This window comes from Yoonia sp. BS5-3, from assembly GCF_038069655.2.
GTDB lineage: Bacteria > Pseudomonadota > Alphaproteobacteria > Rhodobacterales > Rhodobacteraceae > Yoonia > Yoonia phaeophyticola.
Window position 1 is genome coordinate 1,355,102 of record NZ_CP150951.2, and the last position, 23,286, is coordinate 1,378,387.

Here is a 23,286-nt window from a genome sequence, read left to right on the forward strand (position 1 = left end):
ATGATAACATCAAAAGACCTGCCAGATATCATTCCGGTTTTTCCCCTGCCCGGGGCGCTGCTGCTGCCGCGCTCCCGGCTGCCGCTGCATTTGTTTGAACCGCGCTATCTGGCGATGCTGGATGATGTCCTGAAAACGCCATCGCGGCTGATTGGGATGGTGCAGCCCTACGAGGCGCCCGGCTCGGAAAAAAAGCTGCACACGATTGGCTGCGCTGGCAAATTGACCGCTTTCTCTGAAACCGAAGATGGGCGCTACATGATCACGCTATCAGGGGCTTCTCGCTTCCGGATCGTCGAAGAGGTGGACGGGTTCACACCGTACCGGCGATGCAAAGTGAATTGGCAAGGGTTTGACCGCGATCTTGGACCAGCTGAAAAAGACCATGGCTTCGACCGGACACGTTTCATGGAAGCGTTGGGGCGGTATTTGAAAGATCAGGGCCTTGCCACTGATTGGGAAAGCCTCAGCGAGGCCGATGATGAGCTGCTGATCAATTCCCTTTCCACGCTGTGCCCGTTTGACGCCGAAGACAAACAGGCGCTTCTTGAGGCACCATCTCTGTCGACCCGCCGCGAGACATTGATGACCCTGATCGAATTTTCCCTCCGCGGCGGCAATGGTGAAGAGGTCATGCAATGAACGAACCGGAATTCGACCCCAAAATGCTTGAGGCACTGGTGTGCCCAATGACCCAAGGCAGTCTGGAATACGACGCCGAGAAACAAGAGCTGATCTCAAAATCCGGCAATTACGCCTTCCCAATCCGCAACGGTATCCCGGTGATGTTGATTGACGAGGCGCGGCAGCTCGACTGACCTGCGTTTACTCTTTCTTGATATTTCCGGTTTTTGTTGGCCGAAAAGATGATGGGGTGCCGATGGTCCGCAAATTACATCCAGCTGATGAATTGGCACTGATCCACGAAGATCTGCGCAGGCTTAAGGCGCGCGAGGCGTTCTTGCGCAATGGTTTTCTGCGCGACAAGCTGCCCAAGCGGGGGTCAGATGCTTTGGTTGAGGTCAAGACATTGCGGTCCCGTGTGCTGCGGCAAGATAAACTGCCGGACGCTATCCGGGATGATCCGCAATATTGGGAAGAACGGCGACTGACACAGGTACAAGTGCGCAACTTGTAGTCGTTAAGGCTGGCAGCTTAGGAACTGCCGCGCTTGATTTTTGCCAAGATACCCTTCAGATCATCGGCATGCGCGCCGCTTATTTGATTTTTCTGACGATCGTGATGGTAATCGCGGCAGGGCTTCACTGGGCATCATTTTCCTATTTCAAAGCAGAAGAAATCGAAACTGCGGCGGCGCGGCTGACGCTTTATCGCAGTACGCTTGAAAACCAGTTGCGCCACTTTGCGCATTTGCCGTTCCTGTTATCGCTTGATCCTGTTGTGACGGCGGCGCTTTCTGGGCAGCCGCCCGAGGTGCTCGACCACCGGCTTGCCCGGTTTTCGGCCAGCGCCGGGATCGATGCGATTTACGTGATGGATAATGACGGGCTGACGATATCCGCGTCCAACACCGCGACAGCACAAAGTTTCAAAGGCCAAAACTATGCGTACCGGCCCTATTTCCAGGAGGCGATGCAAGGTCGGTTGGGTGAATTTTACGGGATCGGGGCAACAACGGGCATTCCTGGTTATTTTTATGCCATGGCGGTGCCGGGCTCTGGCGGGACGACCACGGGCGTTGTGGCGATCAAGGTCGATTTGTCCCGTTTGCAGGATGATTGGCTTGCTTCGGGGGAACGGATCCTATTGGCGAACGCCGATGGGGTCGTTCTTTTGGCATCGGACCCGGCATGGCGGTACAAAACGATCTCGCCGCTGACATCAGTGCAGCGCGACAGAATGGTCGCGTCCCGGCAGTTCGGAACCGAGGCGCTGGAGCCGCTCAATTGGGCGGTCGCACTGCGTGATCAAACGGCAATCGTCGGGGATGAACGGTTTCTCTATCTAAGTACCGCAAATTTGCCCAATGGGTGGTCGCTGCACTTCTTTGCTCCGGATGATCAAGCGCGGACACGGGCCTGGCTGACAACCGGGGCGTTTCTGGCCTTTGTCCTGCTCAGTGTCAGTGTGCTGCAGCTTAGCCGGTTACGCCGTGTGCGAACAGCGCTTCAAAGCTCTGAACGTGAAGAAGCGGCGCTGCGATCGGCCAATGCGCGCCTGGCGGTTGAGATCGAAGAAAGACGCATGGCGGAACAGACGCTGCAAAAAACCCAAGCCGAATTGGAACGCGCCGGACGGCTGGCTGCGCTGGGGCAATTGGCATCCTCGGTGACGCATGAGTTGGGTCAACCCATTGCAGCTATGCGCAACCAGCTGGCGGCATCGGAAATGACGGTTGGGCCGACGCCGCTGAATGACAAGATGCAAGGGCTTGTGGCGCGGATGGAAAACATCACCCAGCAGCTTAAATTCTTTTCGCGTAAAGGGCGGGACAGTCTTGAATTGTTTGACCTTGTAGATGTGATGCAAGACGCGCTTGAAATGCTCCAGCCCAGTATCGAGTCGCGCGAAGCGATTGTTGATTTTCAACCACCGCAGCATGAGGTCAGTCTGGTCGCCAACAAATTGCGGATCGAACAGGTCGTGACCAATATTGTGCGTAATGCGCTTGATGCGGTTGAAGATAGCGTTGCAAAACAGGTGACAATCACCGCGGGCAGCGCGGCCGATCAGGTGTGGTTCAAGGTGGCCGATACCGGGCACGGTCTGGGGGATAAAACGCTTGAGGATTTGCGCGAACCCTTCGCGACAACCAAAGAAAGCGGGCAGGGCATGGGGCTTGGCCTGACGATTTCCGCAGGGATCGTGTCCGACCATAACGGGACGATTTCTGCTTATGATAACCCCGATGGTGGGGCTGTCTTTGATATCCGCTTGCCGCGCAACCTGACCGAGGAACCATGACCCAATACCGTGTTCTGATCATTGATGATGACCGATTGATGCGCAATTCATTGGTCGACCTGATCGAAGCGGCAGGCTGGGTGGCCAAATCGCTCGCGCGGGCGACGGATGCAGCGCGGTGGATTGTGCAATTCGAACCAGACATCATCTTATCCGATGTGCGGATGCCCGAAATGACAGGGCTTGATCTGTTGCGAACGCTGGAAGCGGCCCCGCCAATCGTACTGATCTCGGCACATGGGGATATCCCAACTGCGGTCGAGGCGATGAGCCAGGGCGCGTACAGCTTCATCGAAAAACCCTATGATCCCAAGCGCTTGCTTCTTATCCTCTCGCATGCGGGCGAAAAACACCGGATGTCGCAAAGTAACGAACGGCTGAAAGCGCGGATACAAGAACTCTCTGGATTGGACCGGGTGCTTTTGGGGCAAACCCTGCAAATGCACCAGCTGCGCGATACGATTGCGATGGTTGCAGGGGGCGACGTCTCCATCCTGATTCAGGGCGAGACAGGAACGGGTAAAGACGTGGTGGCGCGGGCGATTCACGATCTGTCGCCCCGGTGCGATGGGCCATTTATCGCAGTGAATACCGCCCAAATATCGGCCGAGAACCTGCCTCATATCGCAGGTAGCGCCGCTGGTGGTACACTGTTTTTGGATGAAATCTGCGCCTGCCCATCTGATCTGCAACCGATGCTCTTGCGGCTGATTGATTGCGGCGATGTGTTGGTGCCCGGGGAAGGGACACCCAACCATGTGGACCTGCGAATCATAACAGCCACAAATGAAGACCCGGCGCAGGCCGTGGCTCAGGGCAGATTGCGTCAGGATCTGCTGTACCGGTTAAGTGGCTTTCAGCTGAACCTGCCGCCGCTGCGGGAACGGTCGGATGATGTGACTTTGCTTGCTCTGCGTTTCTTGCAGGAATTTGCAGGCCTCTATCAAACCGCCGTACCCGATCTGACCGAATCCGAGATCGCGGGGCTGATCGCCCATGATTGGCCGGGTAACGTGCGCGAATTGCGGCAGGTCGTCGAACGGCGGGTGATGATGGCCAAGCAAGGGGTCGGGACAATGCGAGATGCGATTGCAGGCGTCCCGCGCGATCAACCCGACAGGCAAGGGCTCCGTGATGCGGTCGCCGCGCTCGAGCGGCAGATGATCAGCATGGCGATCCAAACCCATGATGGGCGCATGGACGATGCTGCGCATGCGCTGGGCATCGGCAGGCGGACTTTGAACGAAAAAATCGTCAAGCTTGGGCTGGATAAAGACGCGCTCTTATAGCTCTGCGGATTTCCGCAGGGCAAGGCCAGACGCCCACGCGTTTTTCTTCATGTGCGCGGCGTGCGGAATTGGTTTTATATAGGGCCGGACCAAAACTGGGAGGCCTGTCTGAAATGAAAAACTATCTAAACCGCGTAGCTGTGGCTGCTCTGACATTGGGCGTCGCGACGACTGCCGCCGCTGAAGAATGGAACGTGTCTTTGTGGGGTGCACCGCGCGCCTTTACCGAACATGTTGAAAAACTGGCCGAGCTGGTCAGCGAAAAAACCGGTGGTGAGTTCACGCTGAACATCAGCTATGGCGGTCTGTCGAATAACCGCGAGAACCTCGACGGGATCTCGATTGGCGCGTTTGAGATGGCACAGTTCTGTGCCGGCTATCACCGCGACAAAAACCCGTCCATCACAGTTCTAGAGCTGCCATTCCTGGGCGTATCGACGCTTGAGCAAGAGATCGAACTGTCCATGGCCGTGTATCAGCACCCGGCTACTGTGGCTGATCTGGCACGCTGGAATGCGACTTTGCTGATGCCATCGCCTCTGCCGCAATATAACATCGTTGGTGTTGGTGACGCGCCTGCAGCGCTGTCAGATTTCGATGGTCTAAGCGTGCGTGCAACAGGCGGTATCGGTGCTGCGATGGAAACAGTTGGCGCTGTTCCAACATCCATGTCGGCTTCTGAAGTGCGTCAAGCCATGGATTCGGGCGTTGTGAAAGCCGTCGCTTTTGCACCGCATGCGCATATGTCCTTCGGAACCATTGAAAACGCGACCTGGTGGACTGAAAACCTCAACCCCGGCACGGTGAACTGCCCGGTTGTTGTAAACACTGACGCGCTTGATGGCCTGTCCGATGAACACCGCGAGGCGCTGCTTGGCTCTGTTGAAGAATCGCTGGATCACTATGTGGCCAACTATAACGGCGCGACAATGGATGCATGGGGCCCTGCCCTGGCTGAGCGTGATATCGAAGTCGTCTCATTTTCGGATGCTGAAATCGCAGCATTCAAGGAAGCTGCAGCCGCACCAGCAGCCGCTGCGTGGATCGAACAGAACACAGCCGCTGGCCTGCCCGCGCAAGAGCTTTATGATCTTGTGACCGGCATGATCGCTGGCGACAGCTGATCGACATTCGGCCCCGCCTGATCAATGATTGGGCGGGGCCAATTCATTCCCAACTTATTCGGTGAACCGCTATGGCAACTGCATCTTTGGTGCTGACCGATGACAGCATGCTCAGCAAACTTGATCGTGGGCTGCTGCATGTTGAACGATTTTTTGCGCTGATCAGTGGGCTGGCGGTGTTCAGCCTGATGGTGCTTGCGGTCGTCTCGGTGACGGGACGGAACGCGATGGCATCACCTCTGCCCGGCTATGTGGACTGGATCGAACAAGCGATGCCGCTGATCGCCTTCATGGGGATTTCCTATGTGATGCGCGAAGGCGGACATATCCGAATGGACATCGTCGTGGGCCAATTGCGGGGGCGGCTGCTTTATGCGGTTGAGTTGATAACAACACTTCTTGTGCTTTTGCTGGTCGCGCTGCTGGTCTGGGGAACCTGGGCGCATTTTCAGCGCAGCTTTGACTTTGGCGCACCACTTTGGAGCCGGGACAGCTCGATGGACATCGCCCTACCGATCTGGCCTGCGAAATTGCTTGCGCCAGTGGCGTTCAGCCTGCTCTGCGTGCGGCTTTGCTTGCAGGTCTGGGCCTATGGCCGCGCTGTCATCACCAATAATCCGATAGCCGTTCCATTGATTGCGGATGCCGCCAAGCAAGCGCAGATGGAAGCCGATCAATTGAAGGCAGAGAACTGATGGAACCGATTGAGATTGGGCTGTGGGTCACCGGCGGATTGCTGGTGATGGTCGTTCTTGGGATGCGCGTTGCCTTCGCAGCGGGCATGGCCGGAATGATCGGATTGATCTGGATCTTTTGGGAACGCAAAGACTATGACTTTGCAGAATTCGCATGGGCGCTTGAGGTGGCCGTTAAGACAGCCGGGCAAGTTCCGCATTCCAAAGTATCCAGCCAGGCGCTTTCGCTGATCCCGACATTCATCCTGATTGGTTATCTGGCCTATTATGCAGGCTTGACCAAGGCATTGTTCGAGGCGGCCAAACGCTGGATCGCCTGGGTGCCCGGTGGTTTGGCGGTATCGACGGTCTTTGCAACGGCAGGCTTTGCGGCGGTGTCAGGGGCGTCGGTGGCGACCTCAGCAGTGTTCGCACGGATCGCGATCCCCGAGATGTTGAAAATTGGGTATAACAAACAATTCGCAGCCGGGGTCGTGGCGGCGGGCGGGACGCTTGCATCACTGATCCCACCTTCTGCAATTCTGGTGATCTACGCGATCATTGTTGAACAAGATGTGGGAAAGCTACTGCTGGCGGGGTTCATCCCCGGGGCATTCTCGGCGCTGATTTATGCGGCGCTGATCATCGGGATGGCGTTGACGATCAAAGATTTCGGACCAGCGGTCAAAGGATATACATGGCGCGAACGGCTTGTATCGCTGCCACCGGCATTGCCGATTGTCTTTGTGGTCGTGACGATCATCTGCTTTGTCTACAACCCGTTTGGGGGCGATGCCTGGGGCACACCAACCGAAGGCGGGGCGATCGGGGCGTTTGTTGTCTTTCTGATGGCGCTGTATCAGGGGATGCGCTGGCCGCAACTGAAAGAGGCATTGCTGGAAACGGCGAAGCTCAGCGTCATGATCTTCACGATCATCTGGGGCGTCTTGATCTATGTGCGCTTTCTGGGGTTTGCGGATTTGCCCAGCGCGTTCTCAGACTGGATTACATCGCTGACCATGTCACCAATGCTGATTTTGATCTGCATCCTGCTGGCCTACGCGGTGCTGGGGATGTTCATGGACGCAATCGGCATGCTGCTTTTGACGCTGCCGGTCGTGTATCCGGCGGTGATGGCGCTTAACGGGGGCGAAGCCGTGGCAGCAGCAGATAGTGCCTTTGGAATGTCAGGGCCGATGTGTGCGATATGGTTCGGGATCCTGGTCGTGAAAATGGCCGAGTTTTGTCTGATCACGCCGCCCATTGGGCTAAACTGCTTTGTCGTGGCCGGGGTGCGGGACGATCTGACCGTGCAGGATGTATTCAAAGGGGTGACGCCATTCTTTATCGCAGATGCGCTGACGATTGCCCTGTTGGTGGCGTTCCCCGCCATCGTGCTGTGGCTGCCAAGCCTTGCTTGATGAAAGCTAGCTGAGGCGCCTGGCGCCCCAGCCAATCAATGTCAGTGCGACAAACAAGATTGCGGCGACACAGACAATCGATGGGCCCGCAGGGGTGTCAAAGATATAGGCACCCTGCAGGCCGGCTATGGCCGATGTGGCACCAATGCCGGCCGCGATCATGGCCATGGCTTCGGGGGTGCGGGCCAGGTTCTGTGCGGCGGCGGCTGGGATGATCAGCAACGCAGCAATCAGAAGAATGCCGACAACCTTGATGGCGACAGCCACAGTAATGGCCAGGGCAACGGTCAAAATAAGCTGTTCGCGCTTGGGGCGCAAACCACTGGCATAGGCCAGCTCCTCATTGAGCGTTGCCGTTAATAACGCCGACCATCGCCACAAGATAAGCGCGACAACCAGTGCGGCTCCGCCCCAGATCACCAGAAGATCACCGCGCGAAACAGCCAGAATATCACCAAAAAGATAGGCCATCAGGTCAATGCGAACGCCAGACAGGAATGATACTGCAACCAATCCGAACGCCAGGGCAGAATGGGCAAGAACGCCCAGAAGCGTATCCATCCCATAGCCACGACCCGCTAGAAAATTGACGGTTAGCGCCATGACCAATGCGACGGCCATTGCACCAGCAAAGATCGATATCTCAAGGGCCAGCGCCAAAGCTACACCCAAAACGGCGGCATGGGCGGTTGCATCGCCAAAATAAGCCATACGGCGCCAGACCACGAAGCAACCCAATGGGGCAGCTGCAAAGGCGACACCAACGCCAGCAAGTGTGGCGCGGGTCATAAAATCGTCCAGCATTATTCGGCGGCCTCATGGGTATGTGCGTGGTCATGGTCATGATGATGATCGTGACGATAAAGGGCCAATGCACCGCCGGTCCCCGTGCCGAACAACGCCCGGTATTCCGGGGCAGATGCGACAACCGCCGGGGTGCCCTCGCAGCAGACATGACCGTTCAGGCAGACAACGCGGTCTGATGCGCTCATCACAACATGCAGCTCATGGCTGATCATCAAGATCGCACAGCCACTTTCGCGGCGAACGGTCTCAATCTGTTGATAAAAGGCAGCTGATCCAGGTTGATCCAGCCCTTGGGTGGCTTCGTCCAACAGCAAGATATCCGGTGCATTAATCAGGGCGCGGGCCAGCAAAACGCGCTGGAATTGCCCGCCTGACAATTTGGACATTTGCCGTTTCAGTAAATCAGGAACACCGGCGGCCTCAAGCGCGGCTTGGCAGGCGGCGCGGGAAACCCGATGGGTCAGACGCATGAACCGTTCCACCGTGATCGGCAGGGTTGGATCAATATGCAGCTTTTGGGGAACATATCCGATCTTCAGACCGGGCTTAAGTGTGATATCACCATTGGCCGGTTCCGTCGCACCGATGATGGCGCGCAGCAGGCTGGTCTTGCCAGAGCCATTGGGCCCGACAATCGTGACAATCTCACCGGGTTCGACATGCAGGTTTACATGGCGCAGCACGGTATTTGCGCCATATGCGACGCTTAGGTTTTTGACTGTGATCAGTGTCATCTTTCAGCCTTTTCCACGCAGAACGGGCAGACACCTTCGGCCTCTACGACAGTTTTTTCAATTTGAAAACCCGCCGCACGGGCGGCGTCCCCAAGGGCCGTCTTGGTTGGACCAGCCTGCGCCTCTGCAACCGTATCACAAAGGCGGCAGATCATAAACGCCGGGGAATGATCCTCGCCGGGATGGGTGCAGGCGACAAAAGCGTTGAGGCGCTCGATCTTATGAACAAAGCCATGTTCGGCAAGAAAGTCCAAAGCGCGATAGGCCACCGGCGGCTGAGAGCCGAAACCAGCTTCGCGCAACATATCCAAAATGGCATAGGCGCCCAATGCACGATGTTCGCGCAGCAATAGTTCAAGAACCTTGCGGCGGACAGGGGTCAGGCGCAGGCCAGTGGCAGCACATTGCTCTTCTGCAGACGCTAAAGCTTCGCTGATACAGACAGCATGGTCGTGCTCTTCAAACCCAAGCGGGGACGCGTCTTTGCCATGCATGTTTGTGCCTCTCTTGTCATGTTATATTATATCAACTATGACACCCGAAATGTTATACAATCACATCAGGTGTCCAATGTCCAGAAAGCTCACTTCACTCTCTATGATCGCCGGTTTGATGGGCGGCACAGCATTCGCTGATGTGCCCAATGTTGCGGTCGATATCGCCCCAGTCCATTCGCTTGTGGCGCGGGTGATGGATGGCGTGGGCGAGCCTAGCTTGATCATGCCACCCACTGTATCGCCACATGAATACAATCTGCGCCCATCTGAAGCGGCAGCATTGCAGAATGCGGACATTGTGGTCTGGATGGGTGAGGACCTGACCCCATGGCTTGAAGGGGCGGTTGAGACTTTGTCAACAGATGCGGCTGTGATCACACTGCTTGAAGCGGAAGAAACCAATCTCTTGGACTTCCGCGAAGGGGCTTTGTTTGAAGCGCATGAACATCATGACGACCACGAAGAACATGACGACCACGACGATCATGATGATCACGACGATCATGATGATCACGCAGAAGATCACGACGACCATGAGGACCATGAGGATGATCACGACGATCACGCCCATGACGACGATCATGATGAACACGATCACGAAGAAGCGCATGACGCCCATGACCACGGCGAACACGACCCGCATGCTTGGTTGTCGCCCATGAACGCATCGGCTTGGCTGAACCTGATCGCGGCGGAATTGTCAGCCGCTGATCCGGAAAACGCAGGTGCCTATTTCGCGAACGCGGCCGCAGGCCAGGCCGAGCTCGAAGCCTTGTCCAGCGAAGTCAACGCCCTGCTCGACCCCGTGCGCGGCGGTTCCTTCATCGTCTTCCATGACGCTTATCAGTATTTCGAAACAGATTTCGATTTGGCAGCGTCTGGGGCGATCTCAATCGGGGACGCATCTGACCCAAGCCCGGCCCGTATCGCCGAAATTCAAGAACGGGTGCGGAACGAAGGCGTCGGTTGTGTCTTGGCTGAGGCGCAGTTCAACCCAGGTCTGGTCAGCGCGGTCCTGGATGGCACCGACGCGAATACAGGCGTGATCGACCCGCTTGGGGCAACGCTTGACCCGGGGACGGCGCTTTATCCGCAACTGATCCGAAATATGGCAGCAACACTGGCCGAATGCCTCTAAATGAAACGAAAGGGACCGGTCGGAACGGCAGTGTTGCGACCGGCCCTTTGATTCTGCGCTTGGGCAAAGGCCCGGCATCGGGACAGTTTTCCAAAATGTGAAAACATGGCGCACTTGTCCATGTCACAGGTCTTCCTATATCCGATCAGAATACCATTTACGGTTGGACCGGGCCGCAGGGCGCGTTAAATTGCGCGTTGACCGGGGCAATGGTCACAAGATCGAAGAGGAAACGATCATGAAGCGCTATGTAGTTGCAGCAGCAATGGCTGCCTTGGGTGGAGCCGCCTCTGCAGATGGGCACGCGTCCACGCAAGGCGATCCCGCTGCAGGTGAACAACAATTCAACCGGCAATGCGTGGCTTGCCATGTTGTCCGGGATAATGCGGGCGAAGTTCTGGCCGGGCGCAACGCACGGACAGGGCCTAACCTCTTCGCTTTGGCAGGGCGGCAAATCGGCGCGCTTGAGGAATATCGGTACAGCGATGGGCTGATCGAACTTGGCGGGACCGGGGCGACCTGGACAGAAGAGGCGTTTGTGAACTACGTACAGGATCCAACCGGTTGGTTGCGTCAGACGCTCGACAATCGGCGGGCGCGGGGCAAAATGGCCTACCAGGTTCGTCAAGCAGACCAAGCCTATGACATTTACGCCTATCTCGCCGGGTTCTCGGCAGAGTAGGCAGCGGTCCGGTAACAGCGTGTTAACCCTAAGTTTGGTTTTCCGGCCACTTCTGGCAATGTTCATGCTATGTACCCACTGAATCGGGCCAGTGGGTGGCCCTGAACAGTGGGACTCTAAGATGCTTGCCATTCTGGGGCTGATGGGCGTTGTCGTATCAGCAATCATGATCACCGGACCCGAAGAGGATGACGTCGCCGAAGACGATCTGCCTGAGGAAACCGATGAGGACGACCCGAGTGTTGAGATCGTCTCAGTCGCTGATATCGCTGGGCTAAGCGATGACGATACCGTTGTCTTCTCGGGCGATGAAGATGACAGCGTACAGACGGGCGCAGGCGATGATTACATCCATGGCGAAGATGGTAACGATTATCTGGATGGCGGTGCGGGCGACGATCAGCTCCATGGCGGCCGTGGGGATGACGTGATTCTCGGGGGGGCCGGCGCAGATGAATTAAATGGGCATGTCGGGGACGATATTCTGTCCGGCGGTGCGGACGATGACACACTGAATGGCGGTGATGGAGACGACGTGCTGATGGGCGATGACGGCGATGATGCGTTGCTGGGATCGCTCGGAAATGATGTTTTGGTTGGCGGCTCCGGCGCCGACACGTTGCACGGCGGATCGGGCAATGATGTGCTTTATGATCGGGGTGACGACGACCGCGACTACCTCAATGGTGGTGCGGGTGATGATGTTCTGATGGGCGGTGCGGGCGACAATCTGAACGGCGGCACAGGTTCGGACACTTTCAAACTGATAGAAGGGAATGACACGATCGTCGAAGACTTTGACCCGGCTGAGGACGTGATCGAAGTGACATTCGACGGGGATGCGCCAACCCTAAGCACGGAACTATCAGAGGATGGGCTGGTGCTGATGGCTGACGGACACTCGGTAGCAACCTTTATCAATCTGACAGAACTTGACCTGGCTGCTGTATCTTTGGTGCCTGCTGCGTAAGGCGGGCAACAAAACACTTTCCTTTTGGATGAAATCCCCCTAAACGCAGCCATCCGCGCAGGGAATCCCTCGCCGGACCCTCCATGGGCCTTTCTGGACGACATCCCGGATTGCGCCATCAACCCTCAAACCAAAGGAGACCCCGATGTCGATTACTGCTGAAGAAAAAACACGGATCATGAAAGAATTCGCCACCAAAGACGGCGATACCGGATCCCCCGAAGTACAGGTTGCGATCCTGTCCAGCCGCATCGCGACACTGACCGAGCACTTCAAAACACACAAAAAAGACAACCACGGCCGTCGCGGTCTGCTGAAAATGGTTGCCCAGCGCCGCAAGCTGCTGGACTACACACGCAGCAAAGATGAAGCACGCTACCAAGACCTGATCAAACGTCTGGGTCTGCGCCGCTAATCCCGCGCCAACCGCTGAAATTCCTGAAAACGTCCACCCATCCGGTGGGCGTTTTTGTTTGTATAGCGGGTGGATTGTGTAACACTAAGCGCCAAGCAAGAAGAACAAGTCTGGTGTTGGCGTTATGCCGGTAATAGGTCAGACGTCGTCTGTACTGATGAGGTGAGCAAATGGATGCCACAACAGATAGAAACCGGTGGCGGGTATTACGCGATATGCTTCGACCTGAACGCCTAACCTCAATTGTCGACATCGGCGCAAACCCAATCAATCCTGCCCCCTATGACGCGCTTCTGTCCGAGAACCTCGCATGCGTCTATGGATTTGAGCCACAGCCCGCAGCATTTCAGCGCTTGGAAGAAAATCCACATCCAAACCGGGTAATTCTTCCCTACGCTATTGGCGATGGTACAAGAGGGACTCTCCATATTTGCGAGCACAGCGGCTTTACGTCTCTGTTAGAGCCAAATCCAGAAATGCTCGAATATCTTGGTCAGTGGAAGCAATACATGGAGGTCATTGAGACGGCCACAGTGGACACAAAAATGCTCGACGATATCGACGAAATCAAACACGTCGATCTTGTCAAGATCGACATTCAAGGGGGTGAGTTGTCTGTTTTCAAGAATGCGGAGAACGTGCTAAAAAACGCTATAGCTGTATTTACCGAAGTGGCTGCGATACCACTGTATAAAAATCAGCCCCTTCTACATGATCAACTCCAGCTTTTGTCGCAACATGACTACTGCCTCCACAAGTTTGATTTCTTTAAATCAAAGTCCCTCAATAGCAAGTTTGCGAGGTTTCTGAGACAAAAACATCATCAGAACCAGCTTGTTGATGGTGATGCTATTCTTATCAGGGGGCTGCCAAAACTTGAAAAACTGCCTGAAGAAGAGTTAAAGCACCTCGCCATCCTCGCCGATGCCATTATGAAAAGTTACGATCTGGTTCTGAAAATACTGGAAATTTTCTACGAACGGGGCCTCATCGCGCAAGAACAGCAGATATTGTCATATTGTGATTTGCTGCCGATGGCGCGCACCCGGCATCTGCGGTTGGAAAGGCGTCGCTTAGATAAAGGTACAACATGATTTCGGCTGTGCTGATTTGTTATAATAATGAAGCGTTCATTGCAGAGGCAATCGACTCAGCGGTTAAACAGCAGCCTGCATTTGATCAGATTATCATCGTTGATGATTTTTCCGGCGACCAAACGTTCCAGATCGCAAAAGAATATCAAAGCAAAGATGACCGAATCCAACTGGTGCAAAATGCGGCAAACTTGGGTCCCGGCCGAGCCCGGAATGTTGGGATGGCCTTAGTGAGTTCTCCATTTTTCTGCTTCTTGGACGGCGATGATTACTTTGACTCAAATGCATCAAGTGTGATGCATCGCGCCCTCGAAGAACACCCGGGGGCGGAAATGTGCATCTTTGAAGGCATCGCTTTTGATCCGTCGGGCAAGCAACGCCGCAGTGCAGCCGTCCGCGCGGGGGTCTACGAAGGACTTGAGGCCAAAAGAGCGCCCATGCTGAATGTGACGTTCCCGTGGAACAAACTTTACAGCACAAACATGGTTCGGCGGCACAAAAACCAATTTCCCAGCGGAAAGTACGAAGATGTGCCCTGGTGCTATCGATGCATTTTTCACGCGGATACTGTCGTCGGCGTGAGCGCCCCAATTGTTCGGTACAGGATCCATTCAGAATCGACGTTGCAGCGCCGCCTAGATCACCATTTTGATGCTTTCAAACAATGGGAAGCGACCTTATCGGTTTTTAGAGATGCGCCAGATGTCCCAAAGGAATTCTTTGCGTTCGTTCAAGCGAACTGTTTCATGCATCTGACACATATCCTATTTGCAGGACGTGTGCCCGAGGATCGTGAAGTAGAGTTCGCGCAGCGTATCAGAGAAATCTTTCCGTCCAACAAAGCGCTGCGCGGAATGTTCGATGGCCATCGCTATCAGCCTCTTGGTATGCGGCGGATCAGGCGTTTACGCCGCCTGTTGGCCAATGCGCCCGACTAGCTAATTTCAGGACGCACCACCTTTGTTGTACATACGCCGTATGTACGGGGTCTGTACGCATTCTGTATGGCCGAATTCCCTTTTTCCTATCTCAACCACACGTCCAGCTGCAGCGTCGCGCGGTTTCTCTTCCCAAAACCCCGAAACTGCGATATGGCCCGCAAATCTGAAAGCCGGCGCCCGCATTCCAGCGCCCGACAAAAGAAGATACCGGAATGAGGGGGAATACGCCCCCTACGCAAAAGGCCCGCTGGGCCAACTAGGAAAATATGATGTTTAACGAAGTGAAAAAATCAATGCAGTGGGGCGAAGAAACGCTCACACTGGAAACAGGTAAGGTTGCTCGCCAGGCAGACGGCACTGTCATCGCCACATTGGGCGAGACATCCGTGATGGCCAACGTGACCTTCGCAAAGGCACAAAAACCGGGTCAGGATTTCTTTCCTCTGACCGTCCACTACCAGGAAAAATACTATGCCGCCGGGAAAGTCCCAGGCGGCTTTTTCAAGCGTGAAGCCCGTCCCACCGAGAAAGAGACGCTGACTGCCCGCTTGATCGACCGCCCAATTCGCCCACTGTTCGTCCCCGGCTTCAAGAACGAAGTTCTGGTGATGTGCACCGTGCTGTCCCACGATCTGGTCAATGATCCTGATATGGTCGCGATGATCGCCGCCTCTGCTGCGCTGACCATTTCCGGCGCTCCCTTCATGGGCCCGATTGCAGCTGCCCGCGTTGGTTTTGTGGATGGCGAATACATCCTGAACCCTGAAATCGATGACATGCATAACCTGCGTCTGAACCCAGAGCAGCGTTTGGACCTGGTTGTTGCCGGCACCAAAGACGCCGTGATGATGGTTGAGTCTGAAGCCTATGAGCTGACCGAGGATGAAATGCTCGGCGCCGTGACCTTCGCCCATGAGCAAATCCAGCCAGTAATCGACCTGATCATCGATCTGGCCGAAGACTGCGCGAAAGAGCCGTTCGCATTCGAAGCCCCCGACTATGCTGATCTATATGCTGCTGTCGAAGCCGCTGGCAAAGATCAGATGGCTGCCGCCTATGCGATCCTGGACAAGCAAGAGCGCACTGCCGCTGTTGCCGCCGCCAAGGCCGCGATTGTCGAAGCTCTGAGCGAAGAACAACAGGCCGATGCCAACCTTGGCTCTGCCCTGAAGAAGCTGGAATCCGGTATTCTGCGTGGCGCTGTTGTCAAAGACGGCAAGCGTATCGATGGCCGCGCGCTGGATGAAATCCGCCCGATCGTGTCTGAAACAGGCATCCTGCCACGCACACACGGTTCGTCACTCTTCACCCGTGGTGAAACACAGGGCCTCGTTGTGACCACACTCGGGACCGGCGATGATGAGCAGATGATCGACGCGCTGACCGGCATGTATAAATCCAACTTCATGCTGCACTATAACTTCCCACCCTATTCGGTTGGTGAAGTGGGCCGCGTCGGTTCGCCCGGTCGTCGTGAAATTGGCCATGGGAAACTGGCTTGGCGCGCTTTGCAGGCTGTTTTGCCTGCTGCGACAGACTTTCCCTACACCATCCGCGTCGTGTCCGAGATCACGGAATCGAACGGTTCGTCCTCGATGGCCTCGGTCTGCGGTGGCTCGCTGTCCATGATGGACGCTGGTGTTCCTTTGAAAGCGCCGGTTGCCGGTGTGGCCATGGGTCTGGTGATGGAAGATGACGGCTCTTACGCTGTTCTGTCTGACATCCTGGGCGACGAAGACCACCTGGGCGATATGGACTTCAAGGTCGCGGGTACCGAAAACGGGATCACGTCCTTGCAGATGGACATCAAGATCGCCGGTATCACGCCAGAGATCATGTCCAAGGCGCTGGGACAAGCCAAAGCTGGCCGTCTGCATATCCTTGGAGAGATGTCCAAGGCTCTGACTGGCGCGAATGAATTCAGCGTCCACGCACCTAAGATCGAAACGATGAACATCCCAACCGACAAGATCCGCGAAGTGATCGGCTCGGGCGGTAAGGTCATCCGCGAGATCGTGGAAACATCCGGTGCCAAGGTCGACATCAATGATGATGGCGTGATCAAGCTGGCGTCAAACGACGCCGAGGCGATCAAGAAAGCCTATGACATGATCCATTCGATCGTGGCTGAGCCCGAAGAAGGCGTGATCTACAAAGGGACTGTTGTGAAACTGGTCGACTTTGGTGCTTTCGTGAACTTCTTTGGTAAGCGCGACGGTCTGGTGCATGTCTCCCAGATCGAAAACCGCCGCCTGAACCATCCATCCGATGTGCTGAAGGAAGGCCAAGAGGTCTTCGTCAAGCTGCTCGGCTTTGATGATCGCGGCAAAGTGCGTCTGGCCATGAAGATGGTTGACCAGGAAACCGGCGAAGAGATCAAGAAAGAAGAAGCGGCTGAATAAGCCACGCGTCTTTGTTGAAACAACAAACCCCGGCAGCGTTGCCGGGGTTTTTTATTGCGCTGAACCGCTCTATCGCAGCGCGCGTCCCTTGATGATCGCGTCGGCGCCGAATTTTTCGCGGATGGCGTCAGCGGCTTTTTCTGCGTCGATACGTCGGCCAGCATCGGGGTCCAGAAGATCACCTTCGCGGTCGGCGGTCTCGGCGGATGTGATCTCGGACAGGCCCACCCCGAGCAGCCGGTAGGGCCCCCGATCACCGACTTGATCGAAAAGGCCACGCGCGGTCCGGTAGATCGTATCTGCGATTTGAGTCGGGTGATGCAGGCTTTGCCGCTTTGTGATTCCCTTGAAATTATGCGTCTTCAGTTTGAGCGTCACAACGCGCCCCGCTTTATCCTTGGCTTTGGCGCGCGCACTGACCTTTTCGGCCATACGCCAGATATGCCCATCAAGGATATCGTCATTACCGGTGTCTTCGCTAAATGTTGTTTCGTTCGACAGGCTTTTGACCGGGTTGCGGGCACTGATCTTGCGTCCATCTTCACCGCGCGCAAGTGAATACAGTCGTTCGCCCATCCCGCCGAACCGATCATGCAGGTCCCGCCGATCCCAGCGCAACAGATCATCGAATGTATGAATACCCGCATTATTCAGGCTGGTTTGTGCTGCGGGTCCGATGCCCCAGATCAGCCGAACTGATTTGGGCCGCAGGAAAGCGGTGGTTTCTTCCTTGCCAATCACGGAAAATCCGCGTGGTTTGTCCAGGTCAGAGGCGACTTTGGCCAGAAATTTATTGTGTGACAAACCGATAGAGCCGGTCAGCCCCAATTCATCCTTCATGCGCTTGACCAGCCGGGCAAGCATGACCGCAGGCGGCGCATGGTGCAGCCGGGCGGTGCCGCTGAGATCCATGAATGCCTCATCCAGGGACAGGGGTTCGACCACGGGCGTCAGTTCGTCCATCATCGCCCGGATCGCCCGGGACGCTTCGGTATAAGCGTCAAACCGGGGCCGCAGAACGACTGCCTCGGGGCAGAGTTTCAGGGCCTTGAACATGGGCATCGCCGATTTCACCCCCTTGATCCTGGCGATATAGCAGGCGGTTGATACCACACCCCGTCTTCCGCCACCGATGATCAGCGGTTTGTCGGCCAGATCGGGATTGTCCCGCTTTTCAACGCTCGCATAAAATGCATCGCAATCCATATGGGCGATGGTAAGATCAAATAGTTCTGGGTGCCGCGTCACGCGCGGACTGCGGCAGGCCGGACAGCGGGTGTCGCTGTCGAATGTCGTCAGGCAATCGCGGCAAAGGGCAGGCATGGTTCTATGATAAGGGGCGGCTGATATGGATACAACGCCACCTCATAATGGGGCAAAAGTTGCCTTGTTCCTTGGGGATCAGCTGGTGAGCATTTTGCGCGATGACCTGCCGCATATTCCGCATCCAAACCGATGGGATTTACCCGGTGGCGGCCGTGAGCGGGGCGAAAGCCCGTTTGAAACCATGGCCCGCGAAGTCCAGGAAGAGCTCGGGCTGATCATCCCCGCCGAGGCCGTGTTATGGGAACGTGCTTTTTCCTCGGCCAGCGTTCCGACCACCTGGAATGCGTTCTTTGTGGCGCAAATGCCCGCGGCGGCAGCGGCAGATATCGTTTTTGGCGATGAAGGCCAGCGCTGGGCGCTGTTCACATATGACGCGTTTATCGCTTTGCCTGATGTCTTGCATTATTACCCGGATCGCTTGGCCCTTTGGATTAAAGAAACGGGTGGCTTGCCCGCACCCCCAAATTTCTAGAAATTTGGGCGCCCCGCATTTAGATTTCGGCGTAGATTTCCAGCAAGTTCCCGTCTGGGTCGCGGAAGAAAACCGTTCTGTGTCCAAATGCATGATCGGTTGGGCCCGACATGATGGTAACGCCCTTCTTTTCCAATTCTGCCGCGCAGGCATCGACCTGTTCAGCACCGACCTTAAACGCAAGCTGTAGCGCAGCGGTCTGAGCAGGGACAGGTGGGTCGGTCGCGGTCCGCCCAGGCCGCGATAAAACGAGCGTATTAGGCCCTAACTGATATTCAATCCAGTCGGCCGACAACGTACGTGTCACAGTGAACTGCATGATATTTTCGTAAAACCCCTTCATAGCGGCCATATCGCGCACAAAGATCACAGTGTAATCGACGCGTTGAATGGCTTTGAAAGGTGATGGAACCTGTTCGGGCATTTCATATCCTGCTTATTTTTCGACCAGATTGTTGGGTCTTGGTCACGAATGTTGAAAATGGAAGTGATCACACGGCATCTTCAACATTTTTCAATTGCTTTGATAGATAAATCGCGTAGAAGTTTCGTATAGGAAACGCGCTGACCGGGAGAGTTCGGTTCAGTCCGCCGCCGAAGGAGCAACCGCCCCGGTCACTCTCAGGCAAATGGACCGGTTGGGGTGCAAAACGCCGAAGAGAGGCCTTCAATGGTCCGCCGAAGGAGCAAGCCCAGAGCTGGGTGAATCTCTCAGGTACAGCAGACGGCGGGGGCAGATGGTCGGAGCTTTGCCATGCCTCATATTGCTGTTCTTGGCGCTGGAATCACTGGTGTCACCACTGCTTATTCGCTTCATAAACGCGGCTTTGAAGTGACGGTTTTTGACCGTCAACGTTATGCTGCGATGGAGACCAGTTTTGCCAATGGCGGCCAGTTGAGCGCGTCAAATGCTGAAGTGTGGAACCAATGGTCGACCGTTCTGAAAGGCATCCGGTGGATGTTGCAGAATGATGCGCCGCTTTCGGTAAATCCACGCCCCGGTTGGCACAAGATCAGCTGGATGGCCGAGTTTCTTGGGAATATCCCGCGCTACAAGGCCAACACGATTGAGACAGCCCGCCTGGCTGTGACGGCCCGGGCGGGTTTGGCCGAGATGGCTGAGCAAGCCGGTGTTGATTTTGATTTTACGCCCGCCGGCATCCTGCATTTCTACAAGACACAGCAAGATCTGGACCATGCCCGCAAGGTCACCGGCTTGCTGCAGCAGGGCGGTCTGACCCGCCGCGAGCTGACCCCGGCAGAGGTGCTGGCTAAAGAGCCGACATTGCGCGGCGATATTCTGGGCGGCTTTTGGACCGAAAGCGATAGCACCGGCGATATTCACAAATTTACGGTTGGCCTGGCTGATTGGCTGCAGGCGCAGGGTGTTCAGTTTGAAATGGGTCACGCGGTGGAAAATGTTCGGGCCGACGCTGACTCTGTAACAGTTCAAGGCCGCACCACGCAGCGTTTTGACGGCGTTGTCGTATCTGCCGGTGTTGCCTCGCGGTCATTCGCGAAGATGCTGGGCGACCGTGTGAATGTGTATCCGGTCAAAGGCTATTCCATCACTGTGAACCTCAAAGATACGGCGTCGCAGGATGCCGCGCCAACCGTGTCTCTGTTGGATGACAAGGCCAAGATCGTGACGTCGCGCCTGGGCCGCGACAGGTTCCGCATTGCGGGTACTGCAGAATTCAATGGAGAAAACCGTGACATCCGCGCTGATCGGGTCAAGCCGCTGGTCGATTGGTGTGAAGCCCACTTCCCCGGCGTCAGTACCGAAAGCGTTGTGCCTTGGGCCGGGTTGCGCCCCATGATGCCGAATATGATGCCGCGTATGGGTGCCGGACGTTCGGACCGCGTTTTCTACAACACCGGACATGGGCATTTGGGTTGGACCCTTAGCCCGGCGACGGCAGAGATTGTTTGCAATAGTGTCGCAGGTCGCTTCAAGAAAACCAGTATGCCTTTGCATACATTGAAATTAGCCTGAAACATACCTATCTGACCCTTATAACAAAAGAGGGACTGATTTATGCCAATCGAGGAAATGCTTTCTGAATTTCTGGGCCAGAACATACTGTTTCTGCTGCTCGCTGTCTTTATTGTCGTCTGTATTCTTACCGGCGTGCGGATTGTACCGCAGTCGGAAAAATATGTGGTTGAACGGCTTGGGCGGCTACGCTCTGTGCTTGGGCCCGGCATCAACTTTATCGTGCCGTTCCTGGACCGTGTCCGCCACAAAGTGTCGATTCTCGAGCGTCAGCTGCCCTCGATGACCCAGGATGCCATCACGTCTGACAACGTGTTGTTGCAGGTCGAAACATCCGTTTTCTACCGGATCATTGAACCTGAAAAGACTGTGTACCGGATCCGTGACGTTGATGGCGCGATTTCGACAACTGTCGCAGGGATCGTTCGGTCTGAAATCGGCCGGATGGAGCTGGACCAGGTACAGGCCAACCGTGCCAATCTGATTGATGCTGTACGTGCCCAAGTGGCCGAGCAAGTTGATGATTGGGGTATCGAAGTGACCCGTGCTGAGATCCTTGATGTGAACCTTGACCAGGCGACCCGTGAAGCGATGTTGCAGCAGCTGAATGCAGAACGTGCCCGCCGTGCGCAGGTTACCGAAGCGGAAGGTCAAAAGCGTGCCGTTGAGCTGCAATCGGATGCCGAGCTTTATGCCGCCGAGCAGGACGCGAAAGCCCGCCGTATTCTGGCCGATGCCGAAGCTTATGCGACCCAGGTTGTGGCCGTGGCGATCGCTGAAAACGGTCTTGAAGCTGCCCAGTATCAGGTTGCTTTGAAACAGGTCGAAGCCCTGCAGAAATTGGGCGACGGGAATGGCAGCCAGACAGTTGTCTTGCCAGCCAATGCCGTTGATGCCTTTACCAATGCATTTGGGATGTTGAAAGGGAGAGGATAATGCCACTCTGGACAGAATGGTGGGTTTGGATGTCGGGGGCTTTGATCCTCGCAACACTTGAAGTGTTGCTTCCCGGCTATATCTTCCTGGGGTTTGCGCTGGGCGCGGGCGTTATGGGATTGCTGATCTTGTTCGGTATCTCGGCCAAAGGATTGGCGCTGACCCTTGTTATCTTTTCGGTTTTGTCCCTGATTTCCTATCTTGTCATGCGCAAGGTCTTTGGTCTGCGTTCAGGTCAGGTGAAAGTCTGGGAAACCGATGTAAACGACTGACGGGCCGTCGAGGCAAGTCTTTAGCGTTCTGATGTTTTGACCCTCAACCTTATTGGTTGGGGGTCTTTGCTTGTGGCGAGCCCAGTTCCGCTAGGATGTCATTTGCTGCTTTGCGTGGATCCGCAGCCTTCCAAATGGGTCGTCCGACAACGACGTGATCCGCCCCGTTTGCAATCGCTTGCGCCGGTGTCATCACCCGTTTCTGATCACCTAGATCAGCCCCGACAGGTCTGACCCCGGGTGTGACGATCAGTTTGCCATCGGCCTCGGGCAATGCACGGATCAGCGCGGCCTCTTGCGGAGATGCGATCACCCCATCGGCCCCGTTTGCCAGAGCGGTTCCCGCCCGTTCTTGTACCAAATCGGTCACGTCACCAGCCCTGATGCAGGATGCGTCCAGATCTTCCCGGTCCAGTGAGGTCAGGATCGTTACCGCCAGAATTTTCATATCAGAGCCGCCTGCCCCTTCGCGTGCCGCACGGACGACATGCGGGTCCCCATGTACAGTCAGAAAGTCCAGGTTGAATTGCGCCACACCGCGCACCGCCGCTTCGACCGTCGCGCCGATATCAAAGAATTTCATATCCAGGAAAATGCGTTTTGCATGCTCTTGCTTCAGCTCATTGGCCAGCGCCAGCCCGCCGCCAGTCAGCGTACCCAGCCCAATTTTGTAGAAGCTGACACTGTCCCCGAGCGTCTTGGCCAGTTCCAGCCCGTCCAGCACATTGGGCACGTCCATTGCAACGATCAGGCGGTCATCAGCCATGTTTTTCCCCTTTGTTGATCGGCGCGGGTCTATCGGCTCGCTGCTGCAAGCGCAACAAAGGGGAATGCAAAAGGCGCAGCTTGCCCCCGCAGCTGCGCCTTTTGTGATTTACTGACCGATCATACGGCGCTGCAAATCATTCTCGTGAGTGGCCGTATTGTCGTGACGGCGGTTCAGGATTTCGGGTGTCTTGGCGAATTCCGAGATGCCGCGCAGACGTCGCACGGCCTCTGGAGAGAGTGGGAAAAGCCGCATCCGCGGGTTGGGAATAGCGTCTTTGCTGATCACGTTTGACATTGTCCGTCCTCCTAACCGCTATATGCACGTTCCGATTGTGATCTGCGCGGGGAAAACAGAACCGGGCTTCCCAGTATGGGAATCCATACCCTGCCCACTTGTACGCAA

The 23,286-nt window shown here is 55.9% G+C and carries 26 protein-coding genes and 1 riboswitch; of the genes, 19 read left to right on the forward strand and 7 right to left on the reverse strand.

Annotation, left to right across the window (positions count from 1 at the left end; translation table 11 throughout):
• The 8 genes from AABB29_RS06885 to AABB29_RS06920 all read left to right on the forward strand — a co-directional run bounded on the left by AABB29_RS06885 (position 1) and on the right by AABB29_RS06920 (position 7,433).
• Positions 1 to 642: an LON peptidase substrate-binding domain-containing protein gene (locus tag AABB29_RS06885; protein ID WP_373636842.1), complete on the forward strand. Its 642-nt coding sequence runs from the start codon at positions 1 to 3 to the stop codon at positions 640 to 642.
• A complete protein-coding gene (locus tag AABB29_RS06890) occupies positions 639 to 818 on the forward strand; it encodes a Trm112 family protein (RefSeq protein WP_341367634.1) in 180 nt (59 codons plus the stop codon). Before AABB29_RS06885 ends, AABB29_RS06890 begins: the two co-directional genes overlap by 4 nt.
• 62 nt (positions 819 to 880) lie before the next feature.
• Complete coding sequence (locus tag AABB29_RS06895; protein WP_341367633.1) at positions 881 to 1,138, forward strand: hypothetical protein; 258 nt, start codon at positions 881 to 883, stop codon at positions 1,136 to 1,138.
• Between the two features lie 68 nt (positions 1,139 to 1,206).
• A complete protein-coding gene (locus AABB29_RS06900; protein WP_341367632.1) occupies positions 1,207 to 2,925 on the forward strand; it encodes an ATP-binding protein in 1,719 nt (572 codons plus the stop codon).
• On the forward strand, positions 2,922 to 4,214 hold the full coding sequence (locus AABB29_RS06905) for a sigma-54 dependent transcriptional regulator (RefSeq protein WP_341367631.1): 1,293 nt from the start codon (positions 2,922 to 2,924) through the stop codon (positions 4,212 to 4,214). Before AABB29_RS06900 ends, AABB29_RS06905 begins: the two co-directional genes overlap by 4 nt.
• 113 nt (positions 4,215 to 4,327) lie before the next feature.
• Entirely contained in the window at positions 4,328 to 5,338 is a 1,011-nt protein-coding gene (locus AABB29_RS06910; RefSeq protein WP_341367630.1) for a C4-dicarboxylate ABC transporter substrate-binding protein, read from the forward strand.
• A gap of 71 nt (positions 5,339 to 5,409) precedes the next feature.
• Positions 5,410 to 6,033: a TRAP transporter small permease gene (locus AABB29_RS06915; RefSeq protein ID WP_341367629.1), complete on the forward strand. Its 624-nt coding sequence runs from the start codon at positions 5,410 to 5,412 to the stop codon at positions 6,031 to 6,033.
• On the forward strand, positions 6,033 to 7,433 hold the full coding sequence (locus tag AABB29_RS06920) for a TRAP transporter large permease (protein WP_341367628.1): 1,401 nt from the start codon (positions 6,033 to 6,035) through the stop codon (positions 7,431 to 7,433). Before AABB29_RS06915 ends, AABB29_RS06920 begins: the two co-directional genes overlap by 1 nt.
• Positions 7,434 to 7,439: 6 nt before the next feature.
• On the opposite strand, the gene AABB29_RS06925 is transcribed toward AABB29_RS06920, so the two are convergent.
• From AABB29_RS06925 to AABB29_RS06935, 3 genes are read right to left on the reverse strand one after another with little or no spacing between them, the layout of a single operon-like run.
• Positions 7,440 to 8,237, reverse strand: a complete 798-nt coding sequence (locus AABB29_RS06925) for a metal ABC transporter permease (protein WP_341367627.1) — start codon at positions 8,235 to 8,237, stop codon at positions 7,440 to 7,442.
• Positions 8,237 to 8,974 carry a metal ABC transporter ATP-binding protein gene (locus AABB29_RS06930; protein ID WP_341367626.1) on the reverse strand — a complete coding sequence of 246 codons (738 nt, stop codon included), beginning with the start codon at positions 8,972 to 8,974 and terminating at the stop codon, positions 8,237 to 8,239. Before AABB29_RS06930 ends, AABB29_RS06925 begins: the two co-directional genes overlap by 1 nt.
• On the reverse strand, positions 8,971 to 9,468 hold the full coding sequence (locus AABB29_RS06935; RefSeq protein ID WP_341367625.1) for a transcriptional repressor: 498 nt from the start codon (positions 9,466 to 9,468) through the stop codon (positions 8,971 to 8,973). Before AABB29_RS06935 ends, AABB29_RS06930 begins: the two co-directional genes overlap by 4 nt.
• Before the next feature lie 76 nt (positions 9,469 to 9,544).
• On the opposite strand from AABB29_RS06935, the gene AABB29_RS06940 reads away from it, so the two are divergent.
• From AABB29_RS06940 to pnp, 7 genes are all read left to right on the forward strand, one after another.
• Positions 9,545 to 10,609, forward strand: coding sequence for a metal ABC transporter solute-binding protein, Zn/Mn family (locus AABB29_RS06940; protein WP_341367624.1), 1,065 nt, complete (start codon positions 9,545 to 9,547; stop codon positions 10,607 to 10,609).
• A gap of 238 nt (positions 10,610 to 10,847) precedes the next feature.
• A complete protein-coding gene (locus AABB29_RS06945; RefSeq protein WP_341367623.1) occupies positions 10,848 to 11,291 on the forward strand; it encodes a cytochrome C in 444 nt (147 codons plus the stop codon).
• A 121-nt stretch (positions 11,292 to 11,412) separates the two neighbouring features.
• Entirely contained in the window at positions 11,413 to 12,261 is an 849-nt protein-coding gene (locus tag AABB29_RS06950; protein WP_341367622.1) for a calcium-binding protein, read from the forward strand.
• A 145-nt stretch (positions 12,262 to 12,406) separates the two neighbouring features.
• Positions 12,407 to 12,676 carry a 30S ribosomal protein S15 gene (gene rpsO / locus AABB29_RS06955; protein ID WP_341367621.1) on the forward strand — a complete coding sequence of 90 codons (270 nt, stop codon included), beginning with the start codon at positions 12,407 to 12,409 and terminating at the stop codon, positions 12,674 to 12,676.
• 170 nt (positions 12,677 to 12,846) lie between these two features.
• On the forward strand, positions 12,847 to 13,770 hold the full coding sequence (locus tag AABB29_RS06960) for an FkbM family methyltransferase (RefSeq protein WP_341367620.1): 924 nt from the start codon (positions 12,847 to 12,849) through the stop codon (positions 13,768 to 13,770).
• Positions 13,767 to 14,708, forward strand: coding sequence for a glycosyltransferase family 2 protein (locus AABB29_RS06965; protein ID WP_341367619.1), 942 nt, complete (start codon positions 13,767 to 13,769; stop codon positions 14,706 to 14,708). Before AABB29_RS06960 ends, AABB29_RS06965 begins: the two co-directional genes overlap by 4 nt.
• 272 nt (positions 14,709 to 14,980) lie before the next feature.
• Positions 14,981 to 17,113, forward strand: a complete 2,133-nt coding sequence (gene pnp, locus AABB29_RS06970) for a polyribonucleotide nucleotidyltransferase (protein WP_373636905.1) — start codon at positions 14,981 to 14,983, stop codon at positions 17,111 to 17,113.
• 69 nt (positions 17,114 to 17,182) lie between these two features.
• Here pnp and AABB29_RS06975 read toward each other — a convergent pair whose 3' ends face one another.
• On the reverse strand, positions 17,183 to 18,436 hold the full coding sequence (locus AABB29_RS06975) for a DNA polymerase IV (protein WP_341367618.1): 1,254 nt from the start codon (positions 18,434 to 18,436) through the stop codon (positions 17,183 to 17,185).
• A gap of 25 nt (positions 18,437 to 18,461) precedes the next feature.
• On the opposite strand from AABB29_RS06975, the gene AABB29_RS06980 reads away from it, so the two are divergent.
• On the forward strand, positions 18,462 to 18,911 hold the full coding sequence (locus AABB29_RS06980; protein ID WP_341367617.1) for an NUDIX hydrolase: 450 nt from the start codon (positions 18,462 to 18,464) through the stop codon (positions 18,909 to 18,911).
• Positions 18,912 to 18,930: 19 nt separating this feature from the next.
• Here the strand turns inward: AABB29_RS06980 and AABB29_RS06985 are convergent, their stop codons facing one another.
• The gene (locus AABB29_RS06985; protein WP_341367616.1) at positions 18,931 to 19,335 is read right to left on the reverse strand and encodes a VOC family protein; all 405 of its coding nucleotides are present in this window, start codon (positions 19,333 to 19,335) and stop codon (positions 18,931 to 18,933) included.
• Positions 19,336 to 19,470: 135 nt separating this feature from the next.
• Positions 19,471 to 19,558: riboswitch (glycine riboswitch) on the forward strand.
• 107 nt (positions 19,559 to 19,665) lie between these two features.
• Between AABB29_RS06985 and AABB29_RS06990 the strand changes: the two genes are divergently transcribed.
• Genes AABB29_RS06990 through AABB29_RS07000 form a run of 3 tightly spaced genes read left to right on the forward strand, consistent with a single transcriptional unit; the run spans position 19,666 to position 22,115 of the window.
• A complete protein-coding gene (locus tag AABB29_RS06990) occupies positions 19,666 to 20,907 on the forward strand; it encodes a D-amino acid dehydrogenase (RefSeq protein ID WP_341367615.1) in 1,242 nt (413 codons plus the stop codon).
• A gap of 42 nt (positions 20,908 to 20,949) precedes the next feature.
• The gene (locus tag AABB29_RS06995; protein WP_341367614.1) at positions 20,950 to 21,843 is read left to right on the forward strand and encodes an SPFH domain-containing protein; all 894 of its coding nucleotides are present in this window, start codon (positions 20,950 to 20,952) and stop codon (positions 21,841 to 21,843) included.
• A complete protein-coding gene (locus AABB29_RS07000) occupies positions 21,843 to 22,115 on the forward strand; it encodes a hypothetical protein (protein ID WP_341367613.1) in 273 nt (90 codons plus the stop codon). The genes AABB29_RS06995 and AABB29_RS07000 overlap by 1 nt, the downstream gene beginning before the upstream one ends.
• Positions 22,116 to 22,164: 49 nt before the next feature.
• Here the strand turns inward: AABB29_RS07000 and pyrF are convergent, their stop codons facing one another.
• Both pyrF and AABB29_RS07010 read right to left on the reverse strand, forming a co-directional pair.
• Complete coding sequence (gene pyrF / locus AABB29_RS07005; RefSeq protein WP_341367612.1) at positions 22,165 to 22,881, reverse strand: orotidine-5'-phosphate decarboxylase; 717 nt, start codon at positions 22,879 to 22,881, stop codon at positions 22,165 to 22,167.
• Positions 22,882 to 22,989: 108 nt separating this feature from the next.
• Complete coding sequence (locus AABB29_RS07010; RefSeq protein ID WP_341367611.1) at positions 22,990 to 23,178, reverse strand: hypothetical protein; 189 nt, start codon at positions 23,176 to 23,178, stop codon at positions 22,990 to 22,992.
• Positions 23,179 to 23,286 lie beyond the last annotated feature (108 nt).

Bases quoted from the DNA above. Each gene is read 5' to 3' on its own strand.
- AABB29_RS06885 (WP_373636842.1), top strand. From the start codon at position 1: ATGATAACATCAAAAGACCTGCCAGATATCATTCCGGTTTTTCCCCTG.
- AABB29_RS06890 (WP_341367634.1), top strand. From the start codon at position 639: ATGAACGAACCGGAATTCGACCCCAAAATGCTTGAGGCACTGGTGTGC.
- AABB29_RS06895 (WP_341367633.1), top strand. From the start codon at position 881: ATGGTCCGCAAATTACATCCAGCTGATGAATTGGCACTGATCCACGAA.
- AABB29_RS06900 (WP_341367632.1), top strand. From the start codon at position 1,207: ATGCGCGCCGCTTATTTGATTTTTCTGACGATCGTGATGGTAATCGCG.
- AABB29_RS06905 (WP_341367631.1), top strand. From the start codon at position 2,922: ATGACCCAATACCGTGTTCTGATCATTGATGATGACCGATTGATGCGC.
- AABB29_RS06910 (WP_341367630.1), top strand. From the start codon at position 4,328: ATGAAAAACTATCTAAACCGCGTAGCTGTGGCTGCTCTGACATTGGGC.
- AABB29_RS06915 (WP_341367629.1), top strand. From the start codon at position 5,410: ATGGCAACTGCATCTTTGGTGCTGACCGATGACAGCATGCTCAGCAAA.
- AABB29_RS06920 (WP_341367628.1), top strand. From the start codon at position 6,033: ATGGAACCGATTGAGATTGGGCTGTGGGTCACCGGCGGATTGCTGGTG.
- AABB29_RS06925 (WP_341367627.1), bottom strand. From the start codon at position 8,237: ATGCTGGACGATTTTATGACCCGCGCCACACTTGCTGGCGTTGGTGTC.
- AABB29_RS06930 (WP_341367626.1), bottom strand. From the start codon at position 8,974: ATGACACTGATCACAGTCAAAAACCTAAGCGTCGCATATGGCGCAAAT.
- AABB29_RS06935 (WP_341367625.1), bottom strand. From the start codon at position 9,468: ATGCATGGCAAAGACGCGTCCCCGCTTGGGTTTGAAGAGCACGACCAT.
- AABB29_RS06940 (WP_341367624.1), top strand. From the start codon at position 9,545: ATGTCCAGAAAGCTCACTTCACTCTCTATGATCGCCGGTTTGATGGGC.
- AABB29_RS06945 (WP_341367623.1), top strand. From the start codon at position 10,848: ATGAAGCGCTATGTAGTTGCAGCAGCAATGGCTGCCTTGGGTGGAGCC.
- AABB29_RS06950 (WP_341367622.1), top strand. From the start codon at position 11,413: ATGCTTGCCATTCTGGGGCTGATGGGCGTTGTCGTATCAGCAATCATG.
- rpsO (WP_341367621.1), top strand. From the start codon at position 12,407: ATGTCGATTACTGCTGAAGAAAAAACACGGATCATGAAAGAATTCGCC.
- AABB29_RS06960 (WP_341367620.1), top strand. From the start codon at position 12,847: ATGGATGCCACAACAGATAGAAACCGGTGGCGGGTATTACGCGATATG.
- AABB29_RS06965 (WP_341367619.1), top strand. From the start codon at position 13,767: ATGATTTCGGCTGTGCTGATTTGTTATAATAATGAAGCGTTCATTGCA.
- pnp (WP_373636905.1), top strand. From the start codon at position 14,981: ATGTTTAACGAAGTGAAAAAATCAATGCAGTGGGGCGAAGAAACGCTC.
- AABB29_RS06975 (WP_341367618.1), bottom strand. From the start codon at position 18,436: ATGCCTGCCCTTTGCCGCGATTGCCTGACGACATTCGACAGCGACACC.
- AABB29_RS06980 (WP_341367617.1), top strand. From the start codon at position 18,462: ATGGATACAACGCCACCTCATAATGGGGCAAAAGTTGCCTTGTTCCTT.
- AABB29_RS06985 (WP_341367616.1), bottom strand. From the start codon at position 19,335: ATGCCCGAACAGGTTCCATCACCTTTCAAAGCCATTCAACGCGTCGAT.
- AABB29_RS06990 (WP_341367615.1), top strand. From the start codon at position 19,666: ATGCCTCATATTGCTGTTCTTGGCGCTGGAATCACTGGTGTCACCACT.
- AABB29_RS06995 (WP_341367614.1), top strand. From the start codon at position 20,950: ATGCCAATCGAGGAAATGCTTTCTGAATTTCTGGGCCAGAACATACTG.
- AABB29_RS07000 (WP_341367613.1), top strand. From the start codon at position 21,843: ATGCCACTCTGGACAGAATGGTGGGTTTGGATGTCGGGGGCTTTGATC.
- pyrF (WP_341367612.1), bottom strand. From the start codon at position 22,881: ATGGCTGATGACCGCCTGATCGTTGCAATGGACGTGCCCAATGTGCTG.
- AABB29_RS07010 (WP_341367611.1), bottom strand. From the start codon at position 23,178: ATGTCAAACGTGATCAGCAAAGACGCTATTCCCAACCCGCGGATGCGG.